Below are 25,806 nucleotides of genomic sequence, written 5' to 3'. Positions count from 1 at the left end.
AAAGCCGGGTGGCGGCTACGCCTTACCCGGCCTACATTTTGCACCCGTAGGCCCGGTAAGCGCAGCGCCACCGGGCAACACAACCGCACTACTGCCAGCTCACCTCACCTTTCGGCTCATACGCATTCACGTCAATCGGCGAATTCTGCTCGATATACTGCTTCAGCACTTCCGCGTCGATAAAGCCGGTGTTCACGTATCCCGGTTTATTATCAATATGCGGATAGCCGTCGCCGCCGGTGGCGTTAAAGCTTAACGTCGCCAGACGGTAGGTTTTCGCCGGGTCAACCGGTTCGCCTTTGATCTTCAGGTCGTTAAGCTTGCCGTCTTTCGCTACGAAGCTCACGTTGGCAAACTGCGGATAGGCCCCGGAATCCGGCTTCATCTGCGCCACGGCGGTCAGGTACTCAACAACCTCCTTCCCGCTCATGTCGGCATAAACCACCACGTTACCGAACGGCTGCACCTTCAGAACGTCTTTATAGGTGATGTTTCCACCTTCGATGGAATCACGAATGCCACCGCCGCTCATCACGCCAAAGTCAGCCCCGGTGCGCGCCATTTGCGCCGCGAGCACCAGGTGGCCCATGTTGGTCTGCACGAAGCGAACTTTACTGCGGTCCCCCTCCAGACGACCGTTCAGCGTTCCGATTTTCACATCCAGCTGCGCCTTGCCTTTGTTCTGGAACGGCGTCAGCAGGGAGAGCATCTGCTGGTTTTCTGGAATCTCTGGGGTGTAAAGTACGCGCTCGCTTTTCCCGTCCGGGTAAGTGACTTTCTTCTTCAGGTTGACCGGAATGAGTTGGTAGTGGACCAGCTTCATCTCGCCGTTACGGAACTCAAAGTCTGCCCGCCCCACGTATTTGCCCCACTCGTGCGCCTGCACAATCCAGATACCGTTTTGACGGTCTGGCGCACACGGCGTGCCCGGGACGTAGTCCACCTGCTTTTTGTTCTCGGATGCCATGCACACCGGATCCTGTGAGTGACCACCCACAATCATCGCCAGAGACCCCTCAGGCAGGCTGCGCGCCATCTCCACGTCACCGGGCGCGTTAGAGCCGTGCTCACCGTTGTCGTAGTGCCCCATGTGCGTGGTGGCGATAATGACGTCCGGCTTTTCGTTTTGCTGCAGCTCCTGAATCACCAGCTTCGCTTCGTCTGCCGGTTTGCGGAATTCGATATCGGTGAAGAACTCAGGGTTGCCAATTTTCGCCGTATCGTCGGTGGTTAAGCCGATGACCGCGATCTTCAGATCCTGACGTTTAAACAGCGCCCACGGCTTAAACAGGCGCTCGCCGGTACTTTTCTGGTAAATATTGGCGGAGAGGAACGGGAATTTGGCCCATTTTTCCTGCTGACGGAGTACGGTCAGCGGATTATCAAATTCATGGTTACCGACGGCCATCGCGTCGTAGCCAATCAGATTCATGCCGCGAAAGTCGGGTTCGGCGTCCTGCAAATCGGATTCCGGCACGCCGGTGTTGATATCGCCGCCTGAGAGCAGCAGCACGCTGCCGCCCTGAGCTGCGACCTCTTTACGAATGCCGTCCACCAGCGTTTTTTGTGCCGAGAGGCCATATTCGCCGTATTCACTGCGCCAGAAATGACCGTGGTGGTCGTTGGTATGCAGAATGGTAATTTTATAGGTTTTGTCTTTTTCATACGCCTGCGCAGGCAGGCTTACCAGCCCCCACGCCGCGATGAGCGCCAGCGCGACGCCCCGCTTCATTAACTTCATCTTCTCTCTCCCTGACCAATAGACAAAGGCAGAAATTACAGTGACTAATAAGAATAGACAAATAAGTTTTCATAATTGCGACTTTCTTCAAATGTCGCAGGCGGGTATGTTAGTCGGATAATAATTACTCCCTGCACTTCTGCTAACAAAACGTGGTATTTATGGCAATCAGTGAATCAACCCAGCCCGTTTCGGGCGCGCCGGCGTCGCGCACCTCCTTTAAAGTCTTAGGTGCAATCAGTCTTTCACACCTGCTCAACGACATGATCCAGTCGTTGATTCTGGCAATTTATCCGCTGCTGCAGTCCGAGTTTTCGTTAACCTTCGTGCAGATCGGGATGATCACCCTGACCTTCCAGCTGGCTTCCTCGCTGCTACAGCCGGTGGTGGGCTACTGGACGGATAAATACCCGATGCCGTGGTCGCTGCCGATCGGCATGTGCTTTACCCTAAGCGGTCTGGTGCTGCTCGCCATGGCCGGGAGTTTTGAAGCCGTGCTGATCGCCGCCGCGCTGGTGGGTACCGGCTCGTCCGTGTTCCATCCGGAGTCCTCCCGCGTGGCGCGGATGGCGTCCGGTGGTCGTCACGGCCTGGCGCAGTCACTTTTCCAGGTGGGCGGTAACTTTGGTAGCTCTCTCGGCCCGCTGCTGGCCGCAGTGATTATTGCCCCTTACGGTAAAGGCAACGTGGCGTGGTTTGTGCTGGCCGCGCTGCTGGCGATTATCGTGCTGGCCCAAATCAGCCGCTGGTATGCCGCTCAGCATCGCGTCAATAAAGGAAAACCTAAAGCGAAGGTTATCAATCCCCTGCCGCGCAATAAGGTTATCCTGGCGGTGGCCGTCCTGTTGGTGCTGATTTTCTCGAAATACTTCTATATGGCGAGCATCAGCAGCTATTACACCTTTTATCTGATGCAAAAATTCGGATTATCGGTACAAAATGCGCAGATTCACCTGTTTGCCTTCCTGTTCGCCGTTGCGGCCGGCACGGTCATTGGCGGGCCTGTGGGGGATAAGATTGGGCGTAAATATGTCATTTGGGGCTCTATCCTCGGCGTAGCGCCCTTTACCCTCATTTTGCCGTACGCCAGCCTTGAATGGACGGGAATTTTAACCGTGATTATTGGTTTTATCCTCGCTTCCGCGTTTTCCGCCATTCTGGTCTATGCCCAGGAGCTGCTGCCTGGCCGTATCGGTATGGTTTCCGGACTCTTTTTCGGTTTTGCCTTCGGCATGGGCGGGCTGGGTGCAGCGGTGTTAGGGATGGTTGCGGATCACACCAGCATCTTCCTGGTTTATAAAATTTGCGCTTTCCTGCCACTTCTTGGGATGTTGACCATATTCCTGCCTGATAACCGCCACAAAGCGTGAATTACGGGCAGCCAAAGTTTGACGTTGGCTGCCTGACACCCTGATGCCATAAGGGTTTCTTCTTTCTCCTCTCGCTGAATTTATCAAAATGCGCTTTTTTACGCGCATATTGCTGTTTTATTCAAACTTCAACAATTATTCATAAACATAAGAGTAAAAATTGTCATAAACTATTACTCGGTTTTTTTGGTTTTTCACCAAAAAGGAACACCCACAACGAAAGGAGACGGAATGCACCACGCCACACCGCTTATCACCACCATTGTTGGTGGACTTGTGCTCGCTTTTATCCTCGGCATGATTGCCAATAAACTGCGTATTTCTCCTCTTGTCGGCTATCTGCTGGCAGGTGTGCTGGCGGGACCGTTTACGCCAGGTTTCGTTGCGGATACCAAACTGGCCCCTGAACTGGCGGAATTGGGCGTGATTCTGCTGATGTTTGGCGTCGGTCTGCACTTTTCCCTGAAGGATTTGATGGCGGTAAAGTCGATTGCCATACCGGGAGCGATCGCCCAGATAGGGGTGGCGACGCTGCTTGGGATGGCGCTTTCGGCCGTGCTGGGCTGGTCGTTAATGACCGGTATCGTATTTGGGCTGTGTCTCTCAACCGCCAGTACCGTGGTGCTGCTGCGCGCGCTTGAGGAGAGACAGCTGATTGACAGCCAGCGCGGGCAGATCGCGATTGGCTGGCTGATTGTTGAAGATCTGGTTATGGTCCTGACGCTGGTGCTGCTGCCCGCCGTCGCCGGAATGATGGAAAAAGACAATGTCGGCTTTGCCTCGCTGGCGCTGGATATGAGCATCACCATCGGTAAAGTGGTGGCGTTTATCGCCATCATGATGCTGGTGGGCCGCCGTCTGGTACCGTGGATCATGTCCCGCAGCGCGGCGACCGGCTCCCGCGAGCTGTTCACCCTCTCCGTGCTGGCGCTGGCGCTGGGCATCGCCTTTGGTGCCGTTGAGCTGTTTGATGTCTCCTTTGCCCTGGGCGCGTTCTTCGCCGGAATGGTGCTGAACGAATCCGAGCTGAGCCACCGTGCGGCGCACGATACGCTGCCGCTGCGCGATGCGTTTGCCGTGCTGTTCTTCGTCTCCGTCGGGATGCTGTTTGACCCGCTGGTGCTGATCCAGCAACCGCTGGCCGTGCTGGGCACGCTGGCGATCATTATTTTTGGTAAGTCGCTCGCCGCCTTCTTCCTGGTGCGAATGTTCGGTCACTCCCCGCGGACGGCGCTGACCATTGCCGCCAGCCTGGCGCAGATTGGCGAGTTCGCCTTTATTCTGGCCGGTCTGGGCATGGCCCTGAACCTGCTGCCGCAGGCGGGGCAAAACCTGGTGCTCGCGGGGGCGATCCTGTCGATTATGCTGAACCCGGTCCTGTTTGCCTTGCTGGAAAAATACCTCGACAAAACCGAAACGCTGGAAGAGCAGACGCTCGAAGAGGCCATCGAAGAAGAGAAGCAGATCCCGGTGGATATTTGCAATCACGCCCTGCTGGTCGGCTTTGGCCGCGTGGGCAGCCTGCTCGGCGAGAAGCTGATGGCGCAGGGTATTCCGCTGGTGGTGATTGAAACCTCACGCACCCGCGTCGACGAGCTGCGCGAGCGCGGTATTCGCGCGGTGCTGGGCAACGCGGCGAACGAAGAGATCATGAATCTGGCGCATCTGGACTGCGCCCGCTGGCTGCTGCTCACCATACCCAACGGCTATGAAGCGGGTGAGATTGTGGCTTCCGCGCGCGCGAAGTGCCCAACGATTGAGATTATCGCCCGGGCGCACTATGACGACGAGGTGGAGTACATTACCGAGCGCGGTGCAGATAAGGTGGTGATGGGCGAGCGCGAGATTGCTAACACCATGCTGACGCTACTGGAGAAACCGCCGGTTGAAGAGGCGGTGACGGGGTAGGTTTGGTGCGGCCTGATGCCCTCACCCTGGCCCTCTCCCACGGGGAGAGGGAACAAACATTAAAAAAGGCAACTTACGTTGCCTTTTTACATTTACCGATCCCAATACGCCTCTTCGAGGCTGTCTTCCCGTTCCGGCAGGCCACGCGTTAAGCGCGGTGAGTGCTGGTTCAGCACCTGATAGCTTACGCGGTTGGCGTACTTGCACACCTGCGCCAGCGACGAATAGGTCAGCCAGCTGAACTTATGCTTGCTGGAATTCGGCACGTTGGTTTTGTGGTAGGCATTGGCGGTAATGTCGTGCAGCAGCGCGGCCAGCGCGCCGTCGCCTGCGCCGTTGGTGTTCATGATCTTCTCCGGACCGCCCATGTAGGGGGCGATGTGAGAATAAATACGCAGCGGATTCACGCAATCCTTGTAACGCATGCCGCGGCTGAACTCGTACTGGTTAAACTCGGCAATCGCGCCGGGCAGCAGCGGATGCTGGGTTTTGCGTTTGCTCTCTTCCTCCGTGAAGCCGGCCATATACAGTCCGACAGGGCCCGCGGTGCAGAGCACCAGATCCACCCAGTCCAGCGCTTTATCGGACGCCAGCAGCGGATCGCTTTCACCGGTCAGCGCTTCGGCCTCCTCTTCGTTCATCGCCAGAATCGAGACGTGCTCTTTCAGGAACGCCTGCCACCACTCTGGGTTATCGGCAATCACGAATTTGGTGCCCAGCGTCAGAACGACCGGCACGTCGTACTTCTTCGCGTACTCAATCGCCTTCATGGTCGCTTCAGGCATCGGCTCGCCCGGCTTGCAGCGCACCAGGTAGGAGGTCAGCACCAGCGCCGAGGCGCCCGCAATCACCTCTTCGGGAATGCTTTCCGCGCGCAGCTTGTTCATATGCCCAGGACTGATGGCAAAGGTCCGCTCGCCGGATTCGCCGATCAGCGTAAAGCAGCGGCCAATCGGGCCGTCGACGCCCTGAAGATAGTTCAGATCGGTACGGCTGGAGGTGTTGCACAGATAGCGGTAAGCGTAGCCGCCGATTTCAATGTTGCTGCACATCACGCCAAGCAGTACTGAACGGTCGTCGGCCAGCACGGAGTAGTTATGCATGGTGTTACCGATGGTACCGCCGGCGAACTGATGGGTAATCAGGTTTTCGCGCACCAGCTCCTGGTACAGCGCTTCAGCAACGTCATCCTCAATCACCAGCGAGTGCCCGGCGCTCAGACCGTAACGGGCGACAAACGCATCATCCACTTTCGCCTCAATGTCCACCAGCGTCTGATCGATACCGACGACCCACGCCGCGCTGGTTTCATTTTCTGGCTGGATTTGCTGCAGGAGCGGATCGCGGGCATCGACGGGGAAGTAGTGTTTGGATTTACGTTTACCGGGAAATTTCATGGTCTGAACTGTACGAAGAATATGGGCCGGGAATGGTAGCACAAACCCGGCCCGAAGTGCGATCAGCGGCTGTTCGTCACCAGTGAGACCATCATGTCGATATGTTCAGGCGAGTCGTTAAGCGCTGGAATGTACTCGTACTTTTCGCCGCCAGCCTCCAGGAAAAATTCCCGGTTTTGCACCGCGATCTCCTCCAGCGTTTCCAGACAGTCTGCCGAGAAGCCCGGCGACATCACCTGAATATGCTTCACGCCCTTCTCGCCGAGCATTTTGAGGGTTTCATCGGTGTACGGCGTCAGCCACGGCTCGCGGCCGAAGCGCGACTGGAAGGTCATCATCACCTTCTCCGGCGGCAGGCCAAGGGCGGAGACCAGCTCGCGGGTGGTATCGCGACAGCGCTGCGGGTAATCATCCCCTTCGTTAGCGAAACGCTGCGGGATCCCGTGATAGGAGAGCAGCAGCAGATCCGGTTCACCGTGCTTTTCAAACGACGCGCGCGCGCTGTTAGCAAGCGCCTTGATGTACAGCTCGTTATCCGCGTAGTCGCGAATAAAGGTCACGCCCGGAATGCGGCGGCGGGTCGCCAGAATGCGCGCCAGTTCGTCCCAGACGGCGGCCACCGTCGAGCAGGAGTACTGCGGGTAGAGCGCCAGCACCACGATATGGTCCACGCCCTGCGCCAGCAGGGATTCTACCGCGCTTTCCAGAGAGGGTTTGCCGTAGCTCATGCCGAGCGCGACGGGCATCTCCGGCAGGCGGGCGGCCAGCGCTTTTTCCTGGCGACGGCTGTAGACCATCAGCGGCGAGCCCTCTTCCATCCATACGGACTGATAGAGTTTGGCGACGCGCGGAGAACGAATCGGCAGAATGACGCCACGCAGCAGCGGCCACCACAGCAGTCGCGGAAAATCCACGACGCGCGTGTCGCTTAAAAATTGTCGCAGGTAGCGTTTTACCGCGTCTGATGTAGGTGCTTCTGGAGTGCCCAGATTGGCAAGCAGGATGCCGGTTTTCGCCTGACTCATTCACGCCTCTTAACCATTTGAATGGTTGTCAATTGTAGCGGAAATGCGTTTAAACGGAACCCATTGCTGCAATAGGTAAGATGAGAATATTTCTCACCCGGAGGACCCGGGTGAGAGAAGTGCAATTAGCCGAGGATTTTTTCCAGCTCTGCACGTACGTCAGCCACGGCTTTGGTGCCGTCGACTTTGGCGTATTTGGTGTTACCCGCCTGCGCTTCTTTGGTGTAGTAGCCGATCAGCGGCGCGGTCATCTGATGGTATTCCACCAGGCGCTTGCGCACGGTCTCTTCCTGATCGTCTTTACGGGTGGTCAGCTCTTCGCCGGTCACGTCGTCTTTGCCTTCAACCTTAGGCGGGTTGAATTTGATGTGGTAAACGCGGCCAGAAGCAGCGTGTACGCGACGGCCAACGATGCGGTCAACGATCAGCTCGTCCGGTACGTCGAACTCCAGAACGTAGTCCACGTTGATGCCCGCTTCTTTCATGGCGTCAGCCTGAGGAATGGTACGTGGGAAGCCGTCCAGCAGGAAACCGTTACGGCAGTCTTCCTGAGCAATGCGCTCTTTGACCAGAGCAATTACCAGCTCGTCGGTCACCAGCTTGCCTGCGTCCATGATGTCTTTCGCCTGTTTACCCAGCTCGGAGCCAGATTTAACAGCGGCGCGCAGCATATCACCGGTGGAGATTTGCGGAATACCGTATTTCTCCATGATGAACTGAGCCTGAGTTCCTTTACCCGCGCCCGGAGCGCCAAGCAGAATAATACGCATTGCGAAAATCCCCTCAAAAGTCGTTTCAATTTTTCAAAAGCGCTAAACAATACCACCAGAACGGGCATCGCTCAAGGAAGGCAGGAAGGCTGAAACGGTTAACGGGGGGAGATAATTTGGGATAGTGCGAGAATGCCCCCTCACCCTAACCCTCTCCCCAAAGGGGAGAGGGGACGATTATACCCTCCCCCCTTTGGGGAGAGAGCCAGGGTGAGGGGCAGGTGTTTAATTACGCCAGCAGCAGCGCATTCACACGTTTAATGAAGAGGTTAGGATCTTCCAGCGTGCCGCGTTCGGCCAGCAGGGACTGATCCAGCAGGAGTTCAACCCACTCGGCAAAGCGGGCGTCGTCCTGGGTATCCGCCGCGCGTTTCACCAGCGGATGATCCGGATTAAGCTCAAAGATATATTTCACTTCCGGTACCGCCTGGCCCGCCGCCGCGAACAGCTTCGCCATCTGGGTGCTCATTTCGTCGGCATCGGTCGTGACGATGGCAGGGGTGTCGGTCAGACGGTGAGTGAAACGCACCTCTTTCACGCGGTCGCCCAGCAGGGTTTTCACGCGCTCAACGAACGGCTCCAGCGCCTTCTCGGCTTCTTTCGCGTTCTCATCCACTTCATCCGCCAGCTTGTCGATAGATTCGTCGGCTTTGGCAACGGACTGGAACGCCTTACCGTCGAACTCGGTCAGGTAGTTCATCATCCACTCATCGATGCGGTCAGAAAGCAGCAGCACTTCGATGCCTTTCTTACGCAGCAGCTCCAGGTGCGGGCTGCTCTTCGCCGCGGCGTAGCTGTCGGCGGTGATGTAGTAGATCTTCTCCTGCCCTTCTTTCATGCGGGAGACGTACTCTTCCAGCGACACGGTCTGCGCGGAGGAGTCGGTGTGCGTAGAGGCGAAGCGCAGCAGTTTGGCGATGGTTTCAACATTCGCGGTGTCTTCTGCCGGGCCTTCTTTCAGCACCAGGCCGAACTGTTTCCAGAAGGTCTGATATTTTTCCGCATCGTCTTTCGCCAGTTTTTCCAGCATCTGCAGCGCACGTTTGGTCAGGGCGTTGCGCAGGTTACGGGTGACGGTGCTGTCCTGCAGAATTTCACGGGAGACGTTCAGCGGCAGATCGTTGGAATCGATCAGGCCGCGGACAAAGCGCAGGTAGTTCGGCATGAACTGCTCGGCGTCGTCCATGATGAAGACGCGCTGCACGTACAGCTTCAGGCCATGCTTGTGATCGCGGTTCCACATGTCCCACGGCGCCTGTGCCGGGATGTACAGCAGGCTGGTGTACTCCTGCTTACCTTCCACACGGTTGTGGCTCCAGGTCAGCGGGTCGGTAAAGTCGTGGGCGATGTGCTTGTAGAATTCGTTGTACTCGTCGTCTTTAATTTCAGACTTGTTGCGCGTCCACAGCGCCTGCGCCTTGTTGATTTTCTCCCAGGAAACCACGGTTTCACCGTCTTTCTCTTCCTGTTTTTCAATCTCAACCGGCAGGGCGATGTGGTCGGAATATTTGCTGATGATGGAGCGCACGCGCCAGTCGTTCAGGAAATCATCTTCCCCTTCACGCAGGTGCAGGGTGATTTCGGTGCCGCGGTCCGCTTTGGTGATGTCATCAACGGTGTATTCGCCTTCCCCTTTGGATTCCCACAGCACGCCGTTTTCAGCGCTGTCGCCCGCCGCACGGGTGCGCACGGTGACTTTGTCCGCCACGATGAACGCCGAGTAGAAACCGACGCCGAACTGGCCGATGAGCTGGCTGTCTTTCGCCTGGTCAGAGCCCATGGACTCCAGGAACGCCTTGGTGCCGGATTTCGCGATGGTCCCGAGGTGGTCGATCACCTCGTCGCGGTTCATCCCGATGCCGTTATCGGCGATGGTCAGGGTGCGGTTCTCTTTATTAAACGAGACGCGCACGCGCAGCTCGCCGTCGCCTTCGTACAGTTCCGGGTTAGACAGCGCGCGGAAGCGCAGCTTGTCCGCCGCATCCGAGGCGTTGGAAATCAGCTCACGCAGGAAAATTTCTTTGTTGGAATACAGGGAATGGATCATCAGGTGCAGAAGCTGTTTTACTTCTGACTGGAAACCACGGGTTTCTTGTCCTTTCATCTATGTCGACCTCAACAATGCCATTTAATGGGGTTTTAAAACGTTGAGTGAGAGATGGGGATACGGGGGGAAATTTTCAAGCGGAGGCCGCGCGCGCAGCCTCCGTTTGGTCAGAAAATAATCTTGTGACGTCCGGCCAGAGAGTGCGAAAGCGTGGTGCCGTCCACCATCTCCAGCTCGCCGCCGACCGGCACGCCATGGGCGATGCGGCTGGCGTCAACGCCATACTGCGAGCACAGCTCGGCGATGTAGTTGGCGGTTGCCTCCCCTTCCACCGTGGGGTTGGTGGCGAGGATCACCTCTTTGATCGTTTCGGACTCAAGACGCTGTTCAAGGCGGTCAAGACCGATATCGTCCGGGCCAATACCGTCCAGCGGGGAGAGATGCCCCATCAGCACGAAATAGCGGCCGGAAAACTGCCCGGTTTGTTCGATGGCGTAGATGTCCGCCGGACTCTCCACCACGCAAATCTGGCCGTTTTCCTGACGACGCGGGTTCGTGCAGATGTTACACACATCCTGCTCGGTAAAGGTACGACAATCCGCACAGTGACCGATTTCTGACATGGCGCGGGTTAAAGCCTGCGCCAGGCGCATCCCGCCGCTGCGGTCGCGCTGCAATAGCGTAAACGCCATACGCTGCGCCGACTTCGGGCCAACGCCCGGCAGGCAGCGCAGTGCTTCCATTAACTGCGTGAGCAGCGGACTGGTTTGCATCAGAACGGCATCTTGAAGCCAGGCGGCAGCTGCATGCCGCTGGAAACGGAGGCCATTTTCTCTTTCTGGGTTTCGTCGATACGGCGAGCGGCATCGTTAAACGCGGCTGCAACCAGATCTTCCAGCATCTCTTTGTCGTCTTCGAGCAGGCTCGGGTCGATTTCCACGCGACGGCAGTTGTGCGCACCGTTGATGGTCACCTTGACCAGACCGGCACCGGATTCACCCGTGACTTCCAGCTGAGCGATCTCTTCCTGCATCTTCTGCATTTTTTCCTGCATCTGCTGAGCCTGCTTCATCAGGCCACCCAGACCGCCTTTTCCACCAAACATAGGCTTCTCTCTTCTTTCACGTTTAAGGATTACAACCGTAAGTCAGACTCACGATCAAATGGGGCGAATACTCTCTTCATCCAGATCGGCGTCGAAGAACCGCCGCAGGGTCTGAATGTTGTTATCCGCAATAATCGCCTCGCGCGCCTGCGCGAGCTTCTCTTCATAAATGGCCTGGCGCCACTCGAGCGGCGTTTTCACTGCCGGATTATCATCTTCAATGATAGTCAATTCAACCGGTGCCCCCTGTAAAGCGGCAAGCGCCTCGGCCAGCGCCTTTTGCGCGCCCGGGGAATTCAGGTGACGCTGGCCCGGACGCAGGTGCAGACGCACCTGATTGCCGTCCTGCTCTTTCCAGGCGTTCAGCGCGACCTGCTCGACCAGCTTCGGCAACTGGAGTTTGCTGACCTCGGCGGCCCAGGCATCGCGCGCAATCGACTCTTCGGCAAGCTTCGCGGAAAGCTCCGGCGTTTTTTCATGCTCCAGCGCCTTTTTCAGCGCTTTCGGCGTGGCCACCTCCTCCTTCACGGTTTCGGTGATAGTGGTTGCCTTCCAGCGGTAAGCCTCTTCTTTCACCGGGGCTTTCTGCTCGAGCGCGGACGGTGCCGGACGCGACTGTACGCGCTCCGTTACCGAGGCCAGTCGTTCAAGCGCGGCGTTGTTCACCGGCCGCGCTCTTCCTGGCGCTGCCGGTTCACTCTTTTTTGGTTTGGTTACTCCCTGGGCACGCTGCAGCTGGCTGCGCGCGGCAAGCACCGAACTGGTGGCATCCGACAGCGGTACGTTCTGCTGCGGTGGCGGCGTCGGCTGCGGCGGCACCTGCTGCGGTGACATCACCGCCGTGGGCGCGACCGGCGCGAAAGACTGTCGCGGCACTTCCGGCTCCGGCAGCGGCATGCGCGGGTGGAACGCCAGCGCGCGCAGCAGCGTCATTTCAACGCCCATCCGCGGATCCGGCGCAAACGGTAACTCTTTGCGGCCAATCAGCAGCGTCTGGTAATAAAGCTGGACGTCGGCAGGCGGCACGGTGCGGGCAAGCTCACGCATCCGCTGTTCAATGGCCGCCATATCCGCACCAATCGCGGAGGGAGAAAGCTGCAGCATCGCCACGCGGTGTAGCAGGCTGAGCATCTCAACCAGCAGCCCTTCCCACTCAATACCGCGGGCAGCGGCCGCGTTCACCTGCGACATCACGCGTTCGCCGTTAGCGGCAATCATCGCTTCGATAAGCGACAGCGCCTGATCGTCATCCAGCGTACCGAGCATGGTGCTGACCGCCTCGGTGGAAAGCTTTCCGTCACCGCTGGCAATCGCCTGGTCGGTCAGGCTTAATGCATCACGCAGGCTGCCGTCCGCCGCGCGGGCCAGCAGCTGCAGGGCGCGCGGTTCGTGGACAATCTTCTCTTCATCAAGAATATGCTCAAGCTGCGCACGGATCTGCTCAACGTCCAGCGCCTTCAGGTGGAACTGCAGGCAGCGCGATAAAATCGTGACCGGCAGCTTTTGCGGATCGGTGGTCGCCAGCAGGAACTTCACGTGCGCGGGCGGCTCTTCCAGCGTCTTCAGCAGGGCGTTAAAGCTGTGGCGCGACAGCATGTGCACTTCATCGATCAGGTAGACCTTGAAGCGGCCGCGCGCCGGGGCGTACTGCACGTTGTCGAGCAGGTCGCGGGTATCTTCCACTTTGGTGCGCGAAGCGGCATCGATCTCGATCAGATCGACAAAACGCCCCTGCTCGATCTCCCGACAGTTATCACACACGCCGCACGGCGTGGCGGTGATCCCGGTTTCGCAGTTGAGACCTTTTGCCAGCAAACGGGCAATAGAAGTCTTACCGACGCCGCGGGTGCCGGAAAAAAGATAGGCGTGATGGATGCGACCTAGCGACAAGCCGTTCGCCAGGGCCGTCAGCACATGTTCCTGACCGACAACGTCAGCAAAGGTTTGTGGTCGCCATTTACGGGCTAACACCTGATAACTCATGGGCAGGCTCTGCAACGCTGGAAGGTGAATTTATGGAGGGGAATGCTATCACAACCTCACCCATTGAGCGAGGTTGTGAAAACCGGGATTAGTGACCCGGGAAAGGCACCAGGCTGTAGCTGGTAATACCCTGTTTTTCCAGGCGCTGTTCACCGCCGAGATCGAACAGGTTGATGATGAAGGCCGCGTCGGTCACTTCCCCACCCAGACGGCGGATCAGCTTCACGGTCGCTTCAATGGTGCCGCCGGTCGCCAGCAGATCGTCAACCACCAGCACTTTGTCGCCAGGCTTGATCGCGTCAACGTGGATCTCCAGCTGATCGGTGCCGTACTCCAGCTCGTAGCTTTCTGCAATGGTTTCACGCGGCAGCTTGCGCGGCTTACGCACCGGCACAAAACCTACGCCCATCGCCAGCGCAACCGGTGCGCCAAACAGGAAGCCACGGGCTTCGGTACCTACTACTTTGGTGATCCCGGCGTTTTTATAACGCTCGACCAGCAGTTCAATGCTGAGCGCGTACGCTTTCGGGTCTTCCAGCAAGCTGGTGACATCACGGAAAAGAATGCCAGGCTTTGGATAGTCCTGGATGCTTTTGATGCTGTTTTTCAGATATTCAAGCTGCTGTGCAGTTGCGGTCATCGGTTTGTGCCTAAATGAAACAGTGTTACTCACGGCGCGCAACGAGTCGGCAAAGGTAACAATTGTTTAACCTTTAACCAGGCGCGCCAGTGCTCGAAAACGGTCGAATTTACTGGCTGTACGCAATAATTGCAACAGCCATGATAAGGCTTCAGTGCTTTTGTTGCTTTTCATCAACCACAGGGATCCGCCACATGAAGATAAGCAGGCAGGTCAGGATGACCAGCAGCAGGATCCGCACCCACATCATTTTCACCAGCCATAATGAAATGGCGAAGGTGATGAGGATCACCGCGATCGCGCGCGGCTTCGCGCCGGGCGGCATGGCCCGGTGTTTTTGCCAGTGCCGCAGATAGCCGCCAAACCATGAGCGATAGAGCAGCCAGTGGTGAAAACGCGGTGACGAGCGGGCGAAGCACCAGGCCGCCAGCAGGATAAACGGCGTGGTCGGCAGCAAGGGTAAAACCACACCCAGCGTGCCAAGCACTACCGCGAGCCAGCCAATGATGATTAAAATAGTACGCTGCATAATGCGAATCGTTATCAAACTGAACGGCTACTTTACCATTGGAGAGCGCCTTGAAAACAGCACTGCTTCTTGAGAGGCTGCAAAATCAGCTGATTGCTCTGCGGGAGCAGGCCACGCCGCTGATGGGGCACGCCACGCTGAAACCGCGCTTTGACCGGCAGCTTTTTCGTACCCGCAGCACCGTTATTCAGGATTACCTGGCTGAAGCGCAGACGAACCTCGACGAGCTTCGCCATGCGGTTGAGCATGAACAGCAGGAACAGGTGGCGTGGCTTGCGGCGCATCTCAGCGAGCAGATCACCGCGCTGCATCGCGAAATCGCCGCCTGGCCGCTGCGCGCCTGGGACAGCGCCTCACCGGGGCTCGGCAAATGGCAGCGCAAGCGGCTGGAGAACCAGGAATTTGAACGCCGACTGTTTGAGATGAAGCGCGAACGCGAGGTGCGCCTGAACAACAGCGAAACGCTGGAAGAGCAGCAGCTATTGATGCGCGAGATTAGCGCGCTGGAAGGACGCATCGTCCGCTGCCGTCAGGCGCTGGATGACATTGAACGCGTCATAGAACGTTTGACCCGTTAACAGGAGCCACACCCATGTCACTGGAAAATGCACCCGATGAGGTCAAGCTGGCCGTCGATTTGATTATGCTGCTGGAGAATCATGAGATCCCCGCCGGGACGGTGCTTAAGGCACTGGAGATTGTACGGCGGGATTTTGAGGGGAAACTTACCCCTCACCCTGCCCTCTCCCCTGAGGGGAGAGGGAAAATAGATTAAGCCGGAGTTGGGTCGTCGCCCTTAATGTCGCGCTTCACTTCCGTATGCTCATCACCTTTCTCGTTACGCAGGTGAACCTCAAGCTGGTTGAAGGCGATATTAATATCGTTTTCACGGCACAGACGATCGATAGAGCGGTTAAGCTCATCCACCGTGTAGCTGCGGTCACGCAGTTCACGCACGTATAAACGCAGCTCGTGATCCAGCGTACTCGGCCCAAAGGTGGTGAAGAAGACCGCAGGAGCCGGATCGTGCATCACTTTCGGATGTTCAGACGCCGCCTTCAGTAGCACCTCTTTCACCTTATCCAGATCCGATCCATAGGCCACGCCCAGGCGGATCACCACGCGCGTCACCGTATCCGAGAGCGACCAGTTGATCAGACGCTCGGTCACGAACGCTTTGTTCGGGATGATCACCTCTTTGCGATCGAAGTCGGTGATGGTGGTCGCACGAATACGGATCTTGCTGACCGTTCCCGAGAACGTGCCGATGGTGACGGTATCGCCGATACGTACCGGACGTTCAAAGAGGATGATCAGGCCGGAGACAAAGTTACCGAAGATCTCCTGCAGGCCAAAACCTAGACCGACCGAGAGGGCGGCCGCCAGCCACTGCAGTTTATCCCACGAGACGCCAAGCGAACCAAAGACCGTCATCGCTCCAACAATAATGATGACGTAGTTGAGGATCGTGGTGATGGCGTAGGACGCCCCCTGGCGAAGATTGAGACGTGACAGGAGTAGCACTTCGAGCAGGCCAGGCAGGTTGCGGATCAGCGCCCAGGCGACCACCGACGACACCAGCGCAAACAGCAGGCTGCCCATGGTCACGCTTTTCATGACCGCCGCACCGGCTTCGGTTCCGTTGTATTGCCAGAGGGTAATACTGTCGAGATAGGCGAAAACGGTAATAAGATCGGACCAGATCGCCCAGAACATCACGGCAAACAGGGCGATCATCACCAGCATGGTGATGCGCAGCGTCTGCTGGTTAACCTGCTCCAGCGCGATGGTCGGCTCTTCCTGAGGCTCCGCGCCCTCGGCCCCCTCTTTCACCTGATGCTGACGACGCGCGATGGCACGGCGATAGGCAATGCGGCGGGCCGCCACGCTCAGGCCGCGCAGCACGGTCTGATAGAGCAGGTTCCAGACGATCACCAGATAGACCGTTTCAATCCAGCGCCCGGACAGGCGCAGCGTGGTATAGAAGTAGCCCGTTGCCGTCAACACCATCAGCGCCAGCGGAATGATCGCCAGCACGGTCACGGTGGCCAGACGGATATTGTGGGACTCTTTATCACGCCAGCTGTCGCGGCACATCGGCCACATCAGGATAGCAATCAGCAGCAGGTTCAGCAGGATGACCAGCTGGCCCAGCACATCATCCATCAGATGCAGCGGGGAAAGCTCAGAGACAACCGACCAGAAGTGCAGCGGCAGCAGCGCCAGGCTGATGCGCACAATCTGACGACGCCAGTGGCTGGTCAGCTGAGCCGGCATGTTGAAATGACGCACCGCCACGCCGTCTTTTTCCAGCACCTTCCAGCACACGCCAAACACCAGCCAGAACAGCGCCAGTTTTTTACTGAACGCCCACAGCAGATCGCTGACGTTGAGCTGCATGGTGAGCAGGATCAGGCCCACGGCCAGAATAATCAGGCACACCGGCAGGGCGCGAATGAGATCGATCAGAATCGCTTTTGGCGTGTGGAGCTGGCTATCGTTACGCAGCTGCCCCACTTCGGACGCCAGCTTCGCCTGGTATTTTTTCAGCCAGCCCAGACGCCAGCGAATCAGGCCTGCGATCAGCAGCAGCGGTAGCCCCGCCAGCAAGGCAATCATCACCGCAGGCCAGGCTTTCTCCCAGTTCACGGTGATCTTCATGCTCTTGATCTGCGTTTTCAGCGTCTCAGGGAAGGATTTAATCCAGTCCCAGTCCATCGGTTTGTTGCTGTTTACCCAGAAAATCTGCTGAGTCAGGATCTCCTGCAGACTTTTCGAAACGCTCACCAGCTGCTGCTGGTTGATTTGCAGGTTAATGGCCATCATCAGCTGGTTGCCCAGCTGCTTGTTGAGCTGATCCAGCAGCTCGCGACGCATATCCACGACCTGGAGCAGCGCGTCGTGCACTTCCGGGTTCACGTCGCTGGAGTGCCCTTCTTCAATTTTGGCGACAAAGGTATCGCTCTGGAAAAGAGCATCGCGCTGCTGGTTGACGTCAAACTGTTCCAGACGTAAATCCGCAATGCGGTTGGTCATGTCTTCCAGCTCATCGGCGGACGGAAGCGTCTGCTGCTGCTGGTAGAGAATACGCGACAGCAGGAGGCTGCCTTTCAGGACCGCGATCTGCTCTTTGATGTTGCGTTCCGCCTGCAGGGCGCGATCCAGCCAGTTCTTCACCTTGATATTTTGCTGAACCAGCGAGTTGCCGTTTTCGGTCGCCAGTATCAGGCGCTGGCTAAGCTGGTGGTTGGCTTCGAGCTCCTGCTTCACCAGCGGGTTGGCCTGGATGCGGGCGGTTTCGTCAGGGGATACGGCCTCCTGGGCGGTTTTTTCCGTCAGCGTCAGGCGCTTGCTGTTAACCGCTTCCTGCAGCAGCTGTAGCTGGTGCTCCAGACGATTAATGTTTGCGGTGACGTAATCGCGCTGTTTCTGCAGGGTGTCCTGCAGCACCGTATTCCCTTCCAGACTTTTACGCTGCTGTTCAATCTGCGCATTGAGCAACGTCTGCTGCACCAGCAGCAGGGTTTGCTGCGTCGGGCGCAGCGTGCCCTCTCCTACCGTTGTGCCGTTGAGGCGGTTGCGGATCTGCTGCAGCTGCTGAGACGCGGCGTACATCGCATTTTGCACGCGCTCGGGCTGGGTCTGCAGGGAGACAAGCTGGCTGTTGTAGGTGGCGAGATCGGACTGCGCCGTTTGCAGGTCGTCGAGCAGTTGCGCCACGCGCGATTCGAGCTGGCGTAAGGAGAGCGCCGCGAGCGTTTTGCGTGTTTCGTCGTCGTTATCCACGTCGCTCAGGGCATTCAGCGATTCCGTCGCTTTGCGCATGTTTTCTGGGGCCTGCGCCACCTTCTGACGGAGCTGTGCGGTTTCTGCCTTAACGCGTTCAATTTTATCCAGCGTTTCCAGCGTTTCCGTCAGATCCTGCTGCGTCAGTTTTTCCTGAGGAGAGAGTTCTTTTTGTTTGTTCAGCGTGTCGAGCTGCGACTGAACATCCGCACGCGTGGGGATATCGTTGCTGTTGTCGGCGCGGGCCCAGGTCAGCGGCGCCGTGGCGAAGAAAAACAGCATCGCAAAGAGCAATGCAAAAACAGGATGTTGCGAGCGATTGATGGGCAGCATAGTTGTGAATGATGTCAGAAGATGACCGAAAATAGTCCGGCGTGAAGAATATCACGCTCGCCGGAAGCAGAATAGCGCGAACGTGAGCCTCTGAGATAAATCCTGGAAATGAGTCAGGCGGTTAGCGACGGCACGTCACTGCGCAGCGTCGGGCAGAGCTGTAGCATTTCCAGTAAAATCGCGACGTAGCTGCGGGCCTCCGCTTTAAGATCAAACGACTGTGGCGCAAACAGCCAGTTTTCCATCAGACCGGAAATGTAGCTACGCATCAGAATCGCCGCCCGGCGGGTCAACAGGTTGGCAGGCAGCAGTTTTGCCTGCATGCACTGATTCAGGTTGTATTCAATACGGTCATAGCTCTCCAGGCTGAGGCTGCGTTGCGCCTGCTGAACAATCGCCATCTCGCCCACGAACTCGCATTTATGAAAGATTATTTCCATCATTAATCTGCGACGTTCTTCAACTACCGTAGCTTCAAGGATATATACTAATATTTCTCTCAATACTGAGAGTGGATCGTCAGGGAATTTTGCCCGATACTCACTCTCGAGATCGCTAATGCTGGACTCTGAAAGCTCCCAGATTTCACTGAACAGATCTGACTTGTCTTTAAAATGCCAGTAAATCGCTCCCCGCGTCACACCGGCAGCCTGAGCAATTTGTGCCAGCGAGGTAGATGAAACACCCTGCTGCGAGAACAAACGTATTGCCACATCCAGAATGTGTTGTCGGGTTTCCAGCGCTTGTTGTTTAGTTTTTCGTGCCATAGGTGGGTGAATTTACAGGAGTCAGATTTACATACATTTGTGAATGTATGTACCATAGCATGACGATAATATAAACGCAGCAATGGGTTTTTAGACTCAGGACCCTTGATCAATTTGAAATCGGACACTCGAGGTTTACATATGAACAAAAACAGAGGGTTAACGCCTCTGGCGGTCGTTCTGATGCTCTCAGGCAGCTTAGCGCTAACAGGATGTGACGACAAACCGGCTCAACAAGGAGCTCAGCAGGCGCCAGAAGTAGGCGTTGTGACGCTCAAATCTGAACCTCTACAAATCACTACCGAATTACCCGGCCGTACAAATGCTTACCGCATTGCGGAAGTGCGTCCTCAGGTTAGCGGCATTATCCTGAAACGTAACTTCACCGAAGGCGGTGATGTAAAGGCCGGTGAGTCTCTGTATCAGATTGATCCCGCAACCTATCAGGCGTCTTATGAAAGCGCGAAAGGCGATCTGGCTAAAGCACAGGCCGCGGCTAAAATTGCTCAGCTGACGCTGAACCGCTATCAAAAACTGCTCGGTACCAAGTACATCAGTCAGCAGGATTACGATACCGCCCTGGCGGATGCCCAGCAGGCTAACGCAGCCGTGGTGGCAGCCAAAGCGGCCGTCGAAACCGCGCGCATTAACCTGGCCTATACCAAAGTGACCTCGCCTATCAGCGGTCGTATTGGTAAATCTTCCGTGACGGAAGGGGCTCTGGTGCAGAACGGTCAGACCACTGCGCTGGCGACCGTGCAGCAGCTCGATCCGATCTACGTTGACGTCACGCAGTCCAGCAATGATTTCCTGCGCCTGAAACAGGAGCTGGCTAACGGCACCCTGAAACAGGAAAACGGCAAAGCCAAAGTGGAGCTGATTACCAACGACGGTATCAAGTTCCCGCAGGAAGGTACCCTGGAATTCTCTGATGTGACGGTCGACCAGACCACCGGTTCCATCACCTTACGTGCAATTTTCCCGAACCCTGACAAGAATCTGCTGCCAGGTATGTTCGTTCGCGCGCGTCTGGAAGAAGGAACGAATCCAACCGCACTTCTGGTTCCACAGCAGGGTGTGACCCGTACGCCTCGCGGCGATGCGAGCGCGCTGGTTGTTGGAGCAGATGACAAAGTCGAAACGCGCAATATCACCGCCACGCAGGCGATTGGCGATAAATGGCTGGTGACGGAAGGTCTGAAAGATGGCGATCGCGTGATTGTTTCTGGTTTGCAAAAAGTTCGTCCTGGCGCGCAGGTTAAAGCACAGGAAGTGAAATCTGACGATAAACAACAAGCTTCGGCCGCTGGCCAGTCAGAACAAACCAAGTCTTAACTTAAACAGGAGCCGTTAAGACATGCCTAATTTCTTTATCGATCGCCCCATATTTGCGTGGGTGATCGCCATTATCATCATGCTGGCCGGGGGACTTGCGATCCTGAAGCTGCCTGTCGCGCAATATCCAACGATTGCGCCACCGGCGGTGACTATCTCCGCAACCTACCCGGGGGCTGATGCGAAAACGGTGCAGGACACCGTCACTCAGGTTATCGAACAGAACATGAACGGTATCGATAACCTGATGTACATGTCCTCAAACAGTGACTCTACCGGTACAGTTCAGATCACCCTGACCTTCCAGTCAGGTACGGATGCTGACATTGCGCAGGTTCAGGTGCAGAACAAACTGCAGCTGGCGATGCCTCTGCTGCCGCAGGAAGTACAACAGCAGGGTGTGAGCGTCGAGAAATCGTCCAGCAGCTTCCTGATGGTTGTCGGTGTTATCAACACCAACGGCACCATGACGCAGGAGGATATTTCCGACTACGTGGGTGCCAACATGAAGGACGCCATCAGCCGTACTTCCGGTGTGGGTGACGTTCAGCTGTTCGGTTCTCAGTACGCGATGCGTATCTGGATGGATCCGAACAAACTGAACAACTTCCAGCTGACCCCTGTTGACGTGATCAATGCGATTAAAGCGCAGAACGCCCAGGTAGCAGCCGGTCAGTTGGGCGGTACGCCGCCGGTGAAAGGCCAGCAGCTTAACGCCTCGATCATCGCACAGACCCGTCTGACCTCTGCCGATGAGTTCAGCAAAATTCTGCTGAAAGTGAATCAGGACGGTTCCCAGGTTCGCCTGCGCGACGTGGCTAAGGTCGAGCTGGGCGGTGAGAACTACGACATCATCGCGAAGTTCAACGGTAAACCGGCTTCCGGTCTGGGTATCAAACTGGCGACAGGGGCTAACGCCCTGGACACCGCCACGGCGATCCGCGCAGAGCTGAAGAAGATGGAACCGTTCTTCCCGTCAGGTCTGAAAATCGTTTACCCGTATGACACCACGCCGTTCGTCAAAATTTCGATTCACGAAGTGGTTAAAACGCTGGTAGAAGCCATCATCCTGGTGTTCCTGGTGATGTACCTGTTCCTGCAAAACTTCCGCGCGACGCTTATCCCAACGATTGCCGTGCCGGTTGTTCTGCTCGGGACCTTTGCGATCCTGTCGATATTTGGCTACTCGATAAACACCCTGACGATGTTCGGGATGGTGCTCGCCATCGGCCTGCTGGTGGATGACGCCATCGTCGTGGTCGAGAACGTCGAGCGCGTAATGGCGGAAGAAGGTCTGCCGCCGAAGGAAGCGACCCGTAAATCAATGGGTCAGATCCAGGGCGCGCTGGTCGGTATCGCGATGGTGCTGTCTGCGGTATTTATCCCGATGGCTTTCTTCGGGGGCTCTACCGGTGCGATTTACCGTCAGTTCTCGATTACCATCGTTTCCGCGATGGCGCTGTCGGTGCTGGTCGCATTGATCCTGACCCCTGCCCTGTGTGCCACCATGCTGAAGCCGATTCAGAAAGGCGGTCACGGCGAGCATAAAGGGTTCTTCGGCTGGTTTAACCGCATGTTTGATAAGAGCACGCACCACTACACCGATAGCGTGGGCAACATCCTGCGCAGCACCGGTCGTTACCTGCTGCTCTATATCATCATCGTCGTGGGGATGGCGTTCCTGTTCGTTCGTCTGCCAAGCTCGTTCCTGCCGGATGAAGACCAGGGCGTGTTCCTGACGATGGCACAGCTTCCTGCGGGCGCGTCGCAAGAGCGAACCCAGAAAGTGCTGGACGAAGTGACGGACTACTACCTCACCAAAGAGAAAGACAACGTTGAATCCGTGTTTGCGGTTAACGGCTTTGGCTTTGCGGGTCGTGGTCAGAACACCGGTATTGCCTTCGTTTCTCTGAAAGACTGGTCTGAACGTCCGGGCAAAGAGAACAAGGTTGAAGCCATTACCGGCCGTGCGATGGGCACCTTCTCGCAGATTAAAGATGCGATGGTGTTCGCCTTCAACCTGCCAGCGATTGTTGAACTGGGTACCGCGACCGGCTTCGACTTCCAGCTGATTGACCAGGGCGGTCTGGGTCACGAAAAACTGACGCAGGCGCGTAACCAACTCTTTGGCGAAGTGGCTAAGCACCCTGACCTGCTGGTCGGCGTGCGTCCGAACGGCCTGGAAGATACGCCGCAGTACAAAATCGACATCGACCAGGAGAAAGCCCAGGCGCTGGGCGTATCCATCAGTGACATTAATACCACGCTGGGCGCCGCCTGGGGCGGTAGCTACGTTAACGACTTCATCGACCGCGGTCGCGTGAAGAAAGTGTACGTGATGTCCGAGGCGCAATACCGTATGTTGCCAAACGATATCAACAGCTGGTTCGTGCGCGGCAGCAATGGTCAGATGGTACCGTTCTCGGCGTTCTCAACGTCTCGCTGGGAATACGGTTCGCCGCGTCTGGAACGCTATAACGGTCTGCCATCGATGGAGATCCTGGGTCAGGCCGCTCCGGGTCGAAGCACCGGTGAAGCCATGAACCTGATGGAAGAGCTGGCGAGCAAACTGCCTTCGGGTATCGGCTACGACTGGACCGGTATGTCCTATCAGGAACGCCTGTCCGGAAACCAGGCCCCTGCCCTGTACGCGATTTCACTGATCGTCGTCTTCCTGTGTCTGGCAGCGCTGTACGAGAGCTGGTCAATTCCGTTCTCCGTTATGCTGGTGGTACCGCTTGGGGTTATCGGTGCGCTGCTTGCGGCAACGTTCCGCGGACTGACCAACGACGTGTACTTCCAGGTAGGCCTGCTGACAACCATTGGCTTGTCGGCGAAGAACGCGATACTTATCGTTGAATTCGCCAAAGATCTGATGGAGAAAGAAGGTAAAGGTCTGATTGAGGCAACGCTTGAGGCTGTTCGTATGCGTCTGCGCCCAATCCTGATGACATCACTGGCGTTTATCCTCGGCGTACTGCCGCTGGTTATCAGCTCCGGTGCTGGCTCCGGTGCGCAGAACGCGGTTGGTACAGGCGTTATGGGTGGTATGGTTACCGCAACCGTACTCGCTATCTTCTTCGTCCCGGTGTTCTTCGTGGTGGTTCGCCGCCGCTTCAGCCGGAAAAATGAGGATATTGAACACACGCATTCGGTAGAACCTCACTGATACCGGTTTCACATGATAAAAAGGCCGCATTAGCGGCCTTTTTCATTTTCAGAAAAAATCATAAATTACGCTTATTGTGGTTCTATTTATTTTCTGCCATCTTAATTAGACATATCATAATTAACTGATAACTTAATCGGTGAATTCAGGATTTTTTTAATTTCATTTCCCCGCTTAAGCTATTAGGAATATTCCTAATAAGAAGTTCTGACAAAGAGAAGTTCGAATCTGAACTTTTCAGGCCGTTTTGCTAAGCCAATGAAACGTAAGGAAGCGATAAAAAATCGCGTTAATTTGGATAAAAAAAGGGTGTCCAGGACGGAACATTGCGTACATGCTCGCAGTCTACGGTTTTATTTGTAATTTTTCGTAATAGCGCGATGAAATCCAGGAAGGAGTGGCTTATAGTTAAGTTATCAGGAACACAGCACTCATGTAGCTAAGTCAGTTGTATCCATCCCGACTATGATGTTCGGTGAGTAAGAAATCACTCAGAAGGGGATGCGCTATGGACGAGTACTCGCCAAAAAGGCATGATATCGCGCAGTTGAAATTTCTCTGCGAATCCTTGTACCATGACTGCCTTGCCAACCTTGATGAAAGTAACCATGGCTGGGTAAACGACCCAACGTCTGCCATCAATTTACAGTTGAATGAGCTGATAGAGCATATCGCAACCTTCGCACTTAATTATAAAATTAAGTACAATGAAGATAATAAGCTCATTGAGCAAATTGATGAATACCTGGACGACACCTTTATGTTGTTCAGTAGTTACGGCATTAACGCCCAGGATTTGCAAAAATGGCGTAAATCGGGAAACCGGCTATTCCGCTGTTTCGTCAACGTGAGCAGAGCTAACCCGGTTAGTCTTTCCTGTTAAAATTATTACAATTACTAAGGTGAATTTATGTCTGATAAACCACTCACAAAAATCGATTATTTGATGCGCTTACGACGTTGTCAGTCAATTGACACGCTCGAACGCGTCATTGAAAAGAATAAATACGAGCTTTCTGATAATGAACTGGCCGTATTTTATTCAGCCGCGGACCATCGTCTTGCTGAACTGACCATGAATAAGCTGTATGACAAAATCCCTACTTCTGTATGGAAATTTGTCCGTTAATGTTTGAAGGGTGTCTGTAGAGTTCTACGCCACGTTCTAAGCTGTTTTTACCTATCCCTTTATGCTCCCTGTGCCCAGGCCAGGTCTCCGTGTTAAACGTGTTTATCAGCAACATTGTTGTGACGCCAGTCACATCGGCTTTTCGGGAACGTTCCCCTCCTGGCCTGTTCCTATTACCCTGCGGTAATCTTTTCCAGAGAGGTTTCCTATGAGCGTAGAAAAACAGAAGATGATTGCCGGTGAACACTACCGCCCCGGCGATGAGACGTTACGGGCCGACAGACTGCGGGCCCGCCATCTGGTGTACCGCTATAACCACACCGCGCCCGATGAAAAGACAGAACGCCAGAACATCCTGGCGGAACTGCTGGGGCAAAGCGAAGGCGCTTATATCGAACCGAGCTTCCGCTGCGACTATGGATATAACATCTCTCTGGGTAAAAACTTTTACGCGAACTTCGACTGCGTGATGCTGGATGTCTGCCCCGTTCGTATCGGCGATAACTGCATGCTCGCGCCGGGTGTGCATATTTATACGGCCACCCATCCGCTGGATGCAGAGGAACGGAACAGCGGCGTGGAGTTTGGCAAACCCGTCACCATTGGGAATAATGTCTGGATCGGTGGTCGGGCGGTTATTAACCCTGGCGTCACCATTGGTGATAATGTGGTGGTGGCCTCCGGAGCCGTGGTGACGAAAGACGTCCCGGCTAACGTTGTCGTGGGCGGCAATCCGGCAAAAATCATCAAAACGCTGTGAGGGAGTGGGGAG

At 56.0% G+C, this 25,806-nt stretch carries 21 protein-coding genes and 1 other annotated feature; of the genes, 9 read left to right on the top strand and 12 right to left on the bottom strand.

The window, feature by feature from the left end; all coding sequences use genetic code 11:
• Positions 1-88: 88 nt before the first annotated feature.
• Complete coding sequence (gene ushA, locus BFG58_RS18240; protein ID WP_069720249.1) at positions 89-1,741, bottom strand: bifunctional UDP-sugar hydrolase/5'-nucleotidase UshA; 1,653 nt, start codon at positions 1,739-1,741, stop codon at positions 89-91.
• A gap of 161 nt (positions 1,742-1,902) precedes the next feature.
• Here ushA and BFG58_RS18235 point away from each other — a divergent pair, with 161 nt between their 5' ends.
• Together BFG58_RS18235 and ybaL are read left to right on the top strand one after the other, a co-directional pair.
• The gene (locus BFG58_RS18235; protein WP_048030121.1) at positions 1,903-3,111 is read left to right on the top strand and encodes an MFS transporter; all 1,209 of its coding nucleotides are present in this window, start codon (positions 1,903-1,905) and stop codon (positions 3,109-3,111) included.
• Positions 3,112-3,342: 231 nt separating this feature from the next.
• Positions 3,343-5,019 (top strand): YbaL family putative K(+) efflux transporter, encoded by a 1,677-nt coding sequence (gene ybaL / locus BFG58_RS18230; protein WP_045909744.1) that lies wholly within the window; start codon positions 3,343-3,345, stop codon positions 5,017-5,019.
• A 92-nt stretch (positions 5,020-5,111) separates the two neighbouring features.
• On the opposite strand, the gene BFG58_RS18225 is transcribed toward ybaL, so the two are convergent.
• The 9 genes from BFG58_RS18225 to BFG58_RS18185 all read right to left on the bottom strand — a co-directional run bounded on the left by BFG58_RS18225 (position 5,112) and on the right by BFG58_RS18185 (position 14,515).
• Positions 5,112-6,416, bottom strand: a complete 1,305-nt coding sequence (locus BFG58_RS18225; protein ID WP_047716279.1) for an inosine/guanosine kinase — start codon at positions 6,414-6,416, stop codon at positions 5,112-5,114.
• Between the two features lie 62 nt (positions 6,417-6,478).
• The gene (gene hemH / locus BFG58_RS18220) at positions 6,479-7,441 is read right to left on the bottom strand and encodes a ferrochelatase (protein WP_045909746.1); all 963 of its coding nucleotides are present in this window, start codon (positions 7,439-7,441) and stop codon (positions 6,479-6,481) included.
• Positions 7,442-7,566: 125 nt separating this feature from the next.
• Positions 7,567-8,211 carry an adenylate kinase gene (gene adk, locus BFG58_RS18215; RefSeq protein ID WP_006809841.1) on the bottom strand — a complete coding sequence of 215 codons (645 nt, stop codon included), beginning with the start codon at positions 8,209-8,211 and terminating at the stop codon, positions 7,567-7,569.
• Positions 8,212-8,440: 229 nt separating this feature from the next.
• Positions 8,441-10,315: a molecular chaperone HtpG gene (gene htpG, locus BFG58_RS18210; protein ID WP_063620995.1), complete on the bottom strand. Its 1,875-nt coding sequence runs from the start codon at positions 10,313-10,315 to the stop codon at positions 8,441-8,443.
• A 110-nt stretch (positions 10,316-10,425) separates the two neighbouring features.
• Positions 10,426-11,031 carry a recombination mediator RecR gene (gene recR / locus BFG58_RS18205; RefSeq protein WP_008499298.1) on the bottom strand — a complete coding sequence of 202 codons (606 nt, stop codon included), beginning with the start codon at positions 11,029-11,031 and terminating at the stop codon, positions 10,426-10,428.
• The gene (locus BFG58_RS18200; protein WP_003858972.1) at positions 11,031-11,363 is read right to left on the bottom strand and encodes a YbaB/EbfC family nucleoid-associated protein; all 333 of its coding nucleotides are present in this window, start codon (positions 11,361-11,363) and stop codon (positions 11,031-11,033) included. The genes recR and BFG58_RS18200 overlap by 1 nt, the downstream gene beginning before the upstream one ends.
• A gap of 54 nt (positions 11,364-11,417) precedes the next feature.
• Positions 11,418-13,346 (bottom strand): DNA polymerase III subunit gamma/tau, encoded by a 1,929-nt coding sequence (gene dnaX, locus BFG58_RS18195; RefSeq protein WP_048030118.1) that lies wholly within the window; start codon positions 13,344-13,346, stop codon positions 11,418-11,420.
• Positions 12,024-12,088: a sequence feature (DnaX frameshifting element), on the bottom strand. Its footprint overlaps the gene before it by 65 nt.
• An 88-nt stretch (positions 13,347-13,434) precedes the next feature.
• Positions 13,435-13,986, bottom strand: a complete 552-nt coding sequence (gene apt, locus BFG58_RS18190) for an adenine phosphoribosyltransferase (RefSeq protein WP_000127359.1) — start codon at positions 13,984-13,986, stop codon at positions 13,435-13,437.
• 151 nt (positions 13,987-14,137) lie between these two features.
• Positions 14,138-14,515, bottom strand: coding sequence for a DUF454 family protein (locus BFG58_RS18185; protein WP_013095896.1), 378 nt, complete (start codon positions 14,513-14,515; stop codon positions 14,138-14,140).
• 50 nt (positions 14,516-14,565) lie between these two features.
• Between BFG58_RS18185 and priC the strand changes: the two genes are divergently transcribed.
• Both priC and rsmS read left to right on the top strand, forming a co-directional pair.
• Entirely contained in the window at positions 14,566-15,093 is a 528-nt protein-coding gene (priC, locus tag BFG58_RS18180) for a primosomal replication protein N'' (protein WP_069720248.1), read from the top strand.
• Positions 15,094-15,107: 14 nt separating this feature from the next.
• Complete coding sequence (gene rsmS, locus BFG58_RS18175; RefSeq protein ID WP_063620991.1) at positions 15,108-15,290, top strand: pleiotropic regulatory protein RsmS; 183 nt, start codon at positions 15,108-15,110, stop codon at positions 15,288-15,290.
• On the opposite strand, the gene mscK is transcribed toward rsmS, so the two are convergent.
• The gene (mscK, locus tag BFG58_RS18170; protein ID WP_048030113.1) at positions 15,287-18,634 is read right to left on the bottom strand and encodes a mechanosensitive channel MscK; all 3,348 of its coding nucleotides are present in this window, start codon (positions 18,632-18,634) and stop codon (positions 15,287-15,289) included. The genes rsmS and mscK overlap by 4 nt on opposite strands.
• A gap of 113 nt (positions 18,635-18,747) precedes the next feature.
• Complete coding sequence (acrR, locus tag BFG58_RS18165; protein WP_069720247.1) at positions 18,748-19,401, bottom strand: multidrug efflux transporter transcriptional repressor AcrR; 654 nt, start codon at positions 19,399-19,401, stop codon at positions 18,748-18,750.
• 141 nt (positions 19,402-19,542) lie between these two features.
• Here acrR and acrA point away from each other — a divergent pair, with 141 nt between their 5' ends.
• The 5 genes from acrA (at position 19,543) to maa (ending at position 25,794) form a co-directional block, all read left to right on the top strand.
• Positions 19,543-20,736 carry a multidrug efflux RND transporter periplasmic adaptor subunit AcrA gene (gene acrA / locus BFG58_RS18160; protein WP_045909753.1) on the top strand — a complete coding sequence of 398 codons (1,194 nt, stop codon included), beginning with the start codon at positions 19,543-19,545 and terminating at the stop codon, positions 20,734-20,736.
• A 22-nt stretch (positions 20,737-20,758) separates the two neighbouring features.
• Entirely contained in the window at positions 20,759-23,905 is a 3,147-nt protein-coding gene (gene acrB / locus BFG58_RS18155) for a multidrug efflux RND transporter permease subunit AcrB (RefSeq protein ID WP_045909754.1), read from the top strand.
• A gap of 508 nt (positions 23,906-24,413) precedes the next feature.
• Positions 24,414-24,788, top strand: coding sequence for an Hha toxicity modulator TomB (tomB, locus tag BFG58_RS18150; RefSeq protein WP_008499288.1), 375 nt, complete (start codon positions 24,414-24,416; stop codon positions 24,786-24,788).
• A gap of 27 nt (positions 24,789-24,815) precedes the next feature.
• Positions 24,816-25,034 (top strand): HHA domain-containing protein, encoded by a 219-nt coding sequence (locus BFG58_RS18145; protein WP_008499287.1) that lies wholly within the window; start codon positions 24,816-24,818, stop codon positions 25,032-25,034.
• Positions 25,035-25,242: 208 nt separating this feature from the next.
• On the top strand, positions 25,243-25,794 hold the full coding sequence (maa, locus tag BFG58_RS18140; RefSeq protein ID WP_045909755.1) for a maltose O-acetyltransferase: 552 nt from the start codon (positions 25,243-25,245) through the stop codon (positions 25,792-25,794).
• Positions 25,795-25,806 lie beyond the last annotated feature (12 nt).

This window comes from Enterobacter sp. ku-bf2 (assembly GCF_001742765.1).
In the GTDB taxonomy this organism is placed as follows: Bacteria; Pseudomonadota; Gammaproteobacteria; order Enterobacterales; family Enterobacteriaceae; genus Enterobacter; species Enterobacter quasiroggenkampii.
Note: the sequence above shows the minus strand (reverse complement) of the source record. Positions and strands in the feature narration are given on the sequence as shown.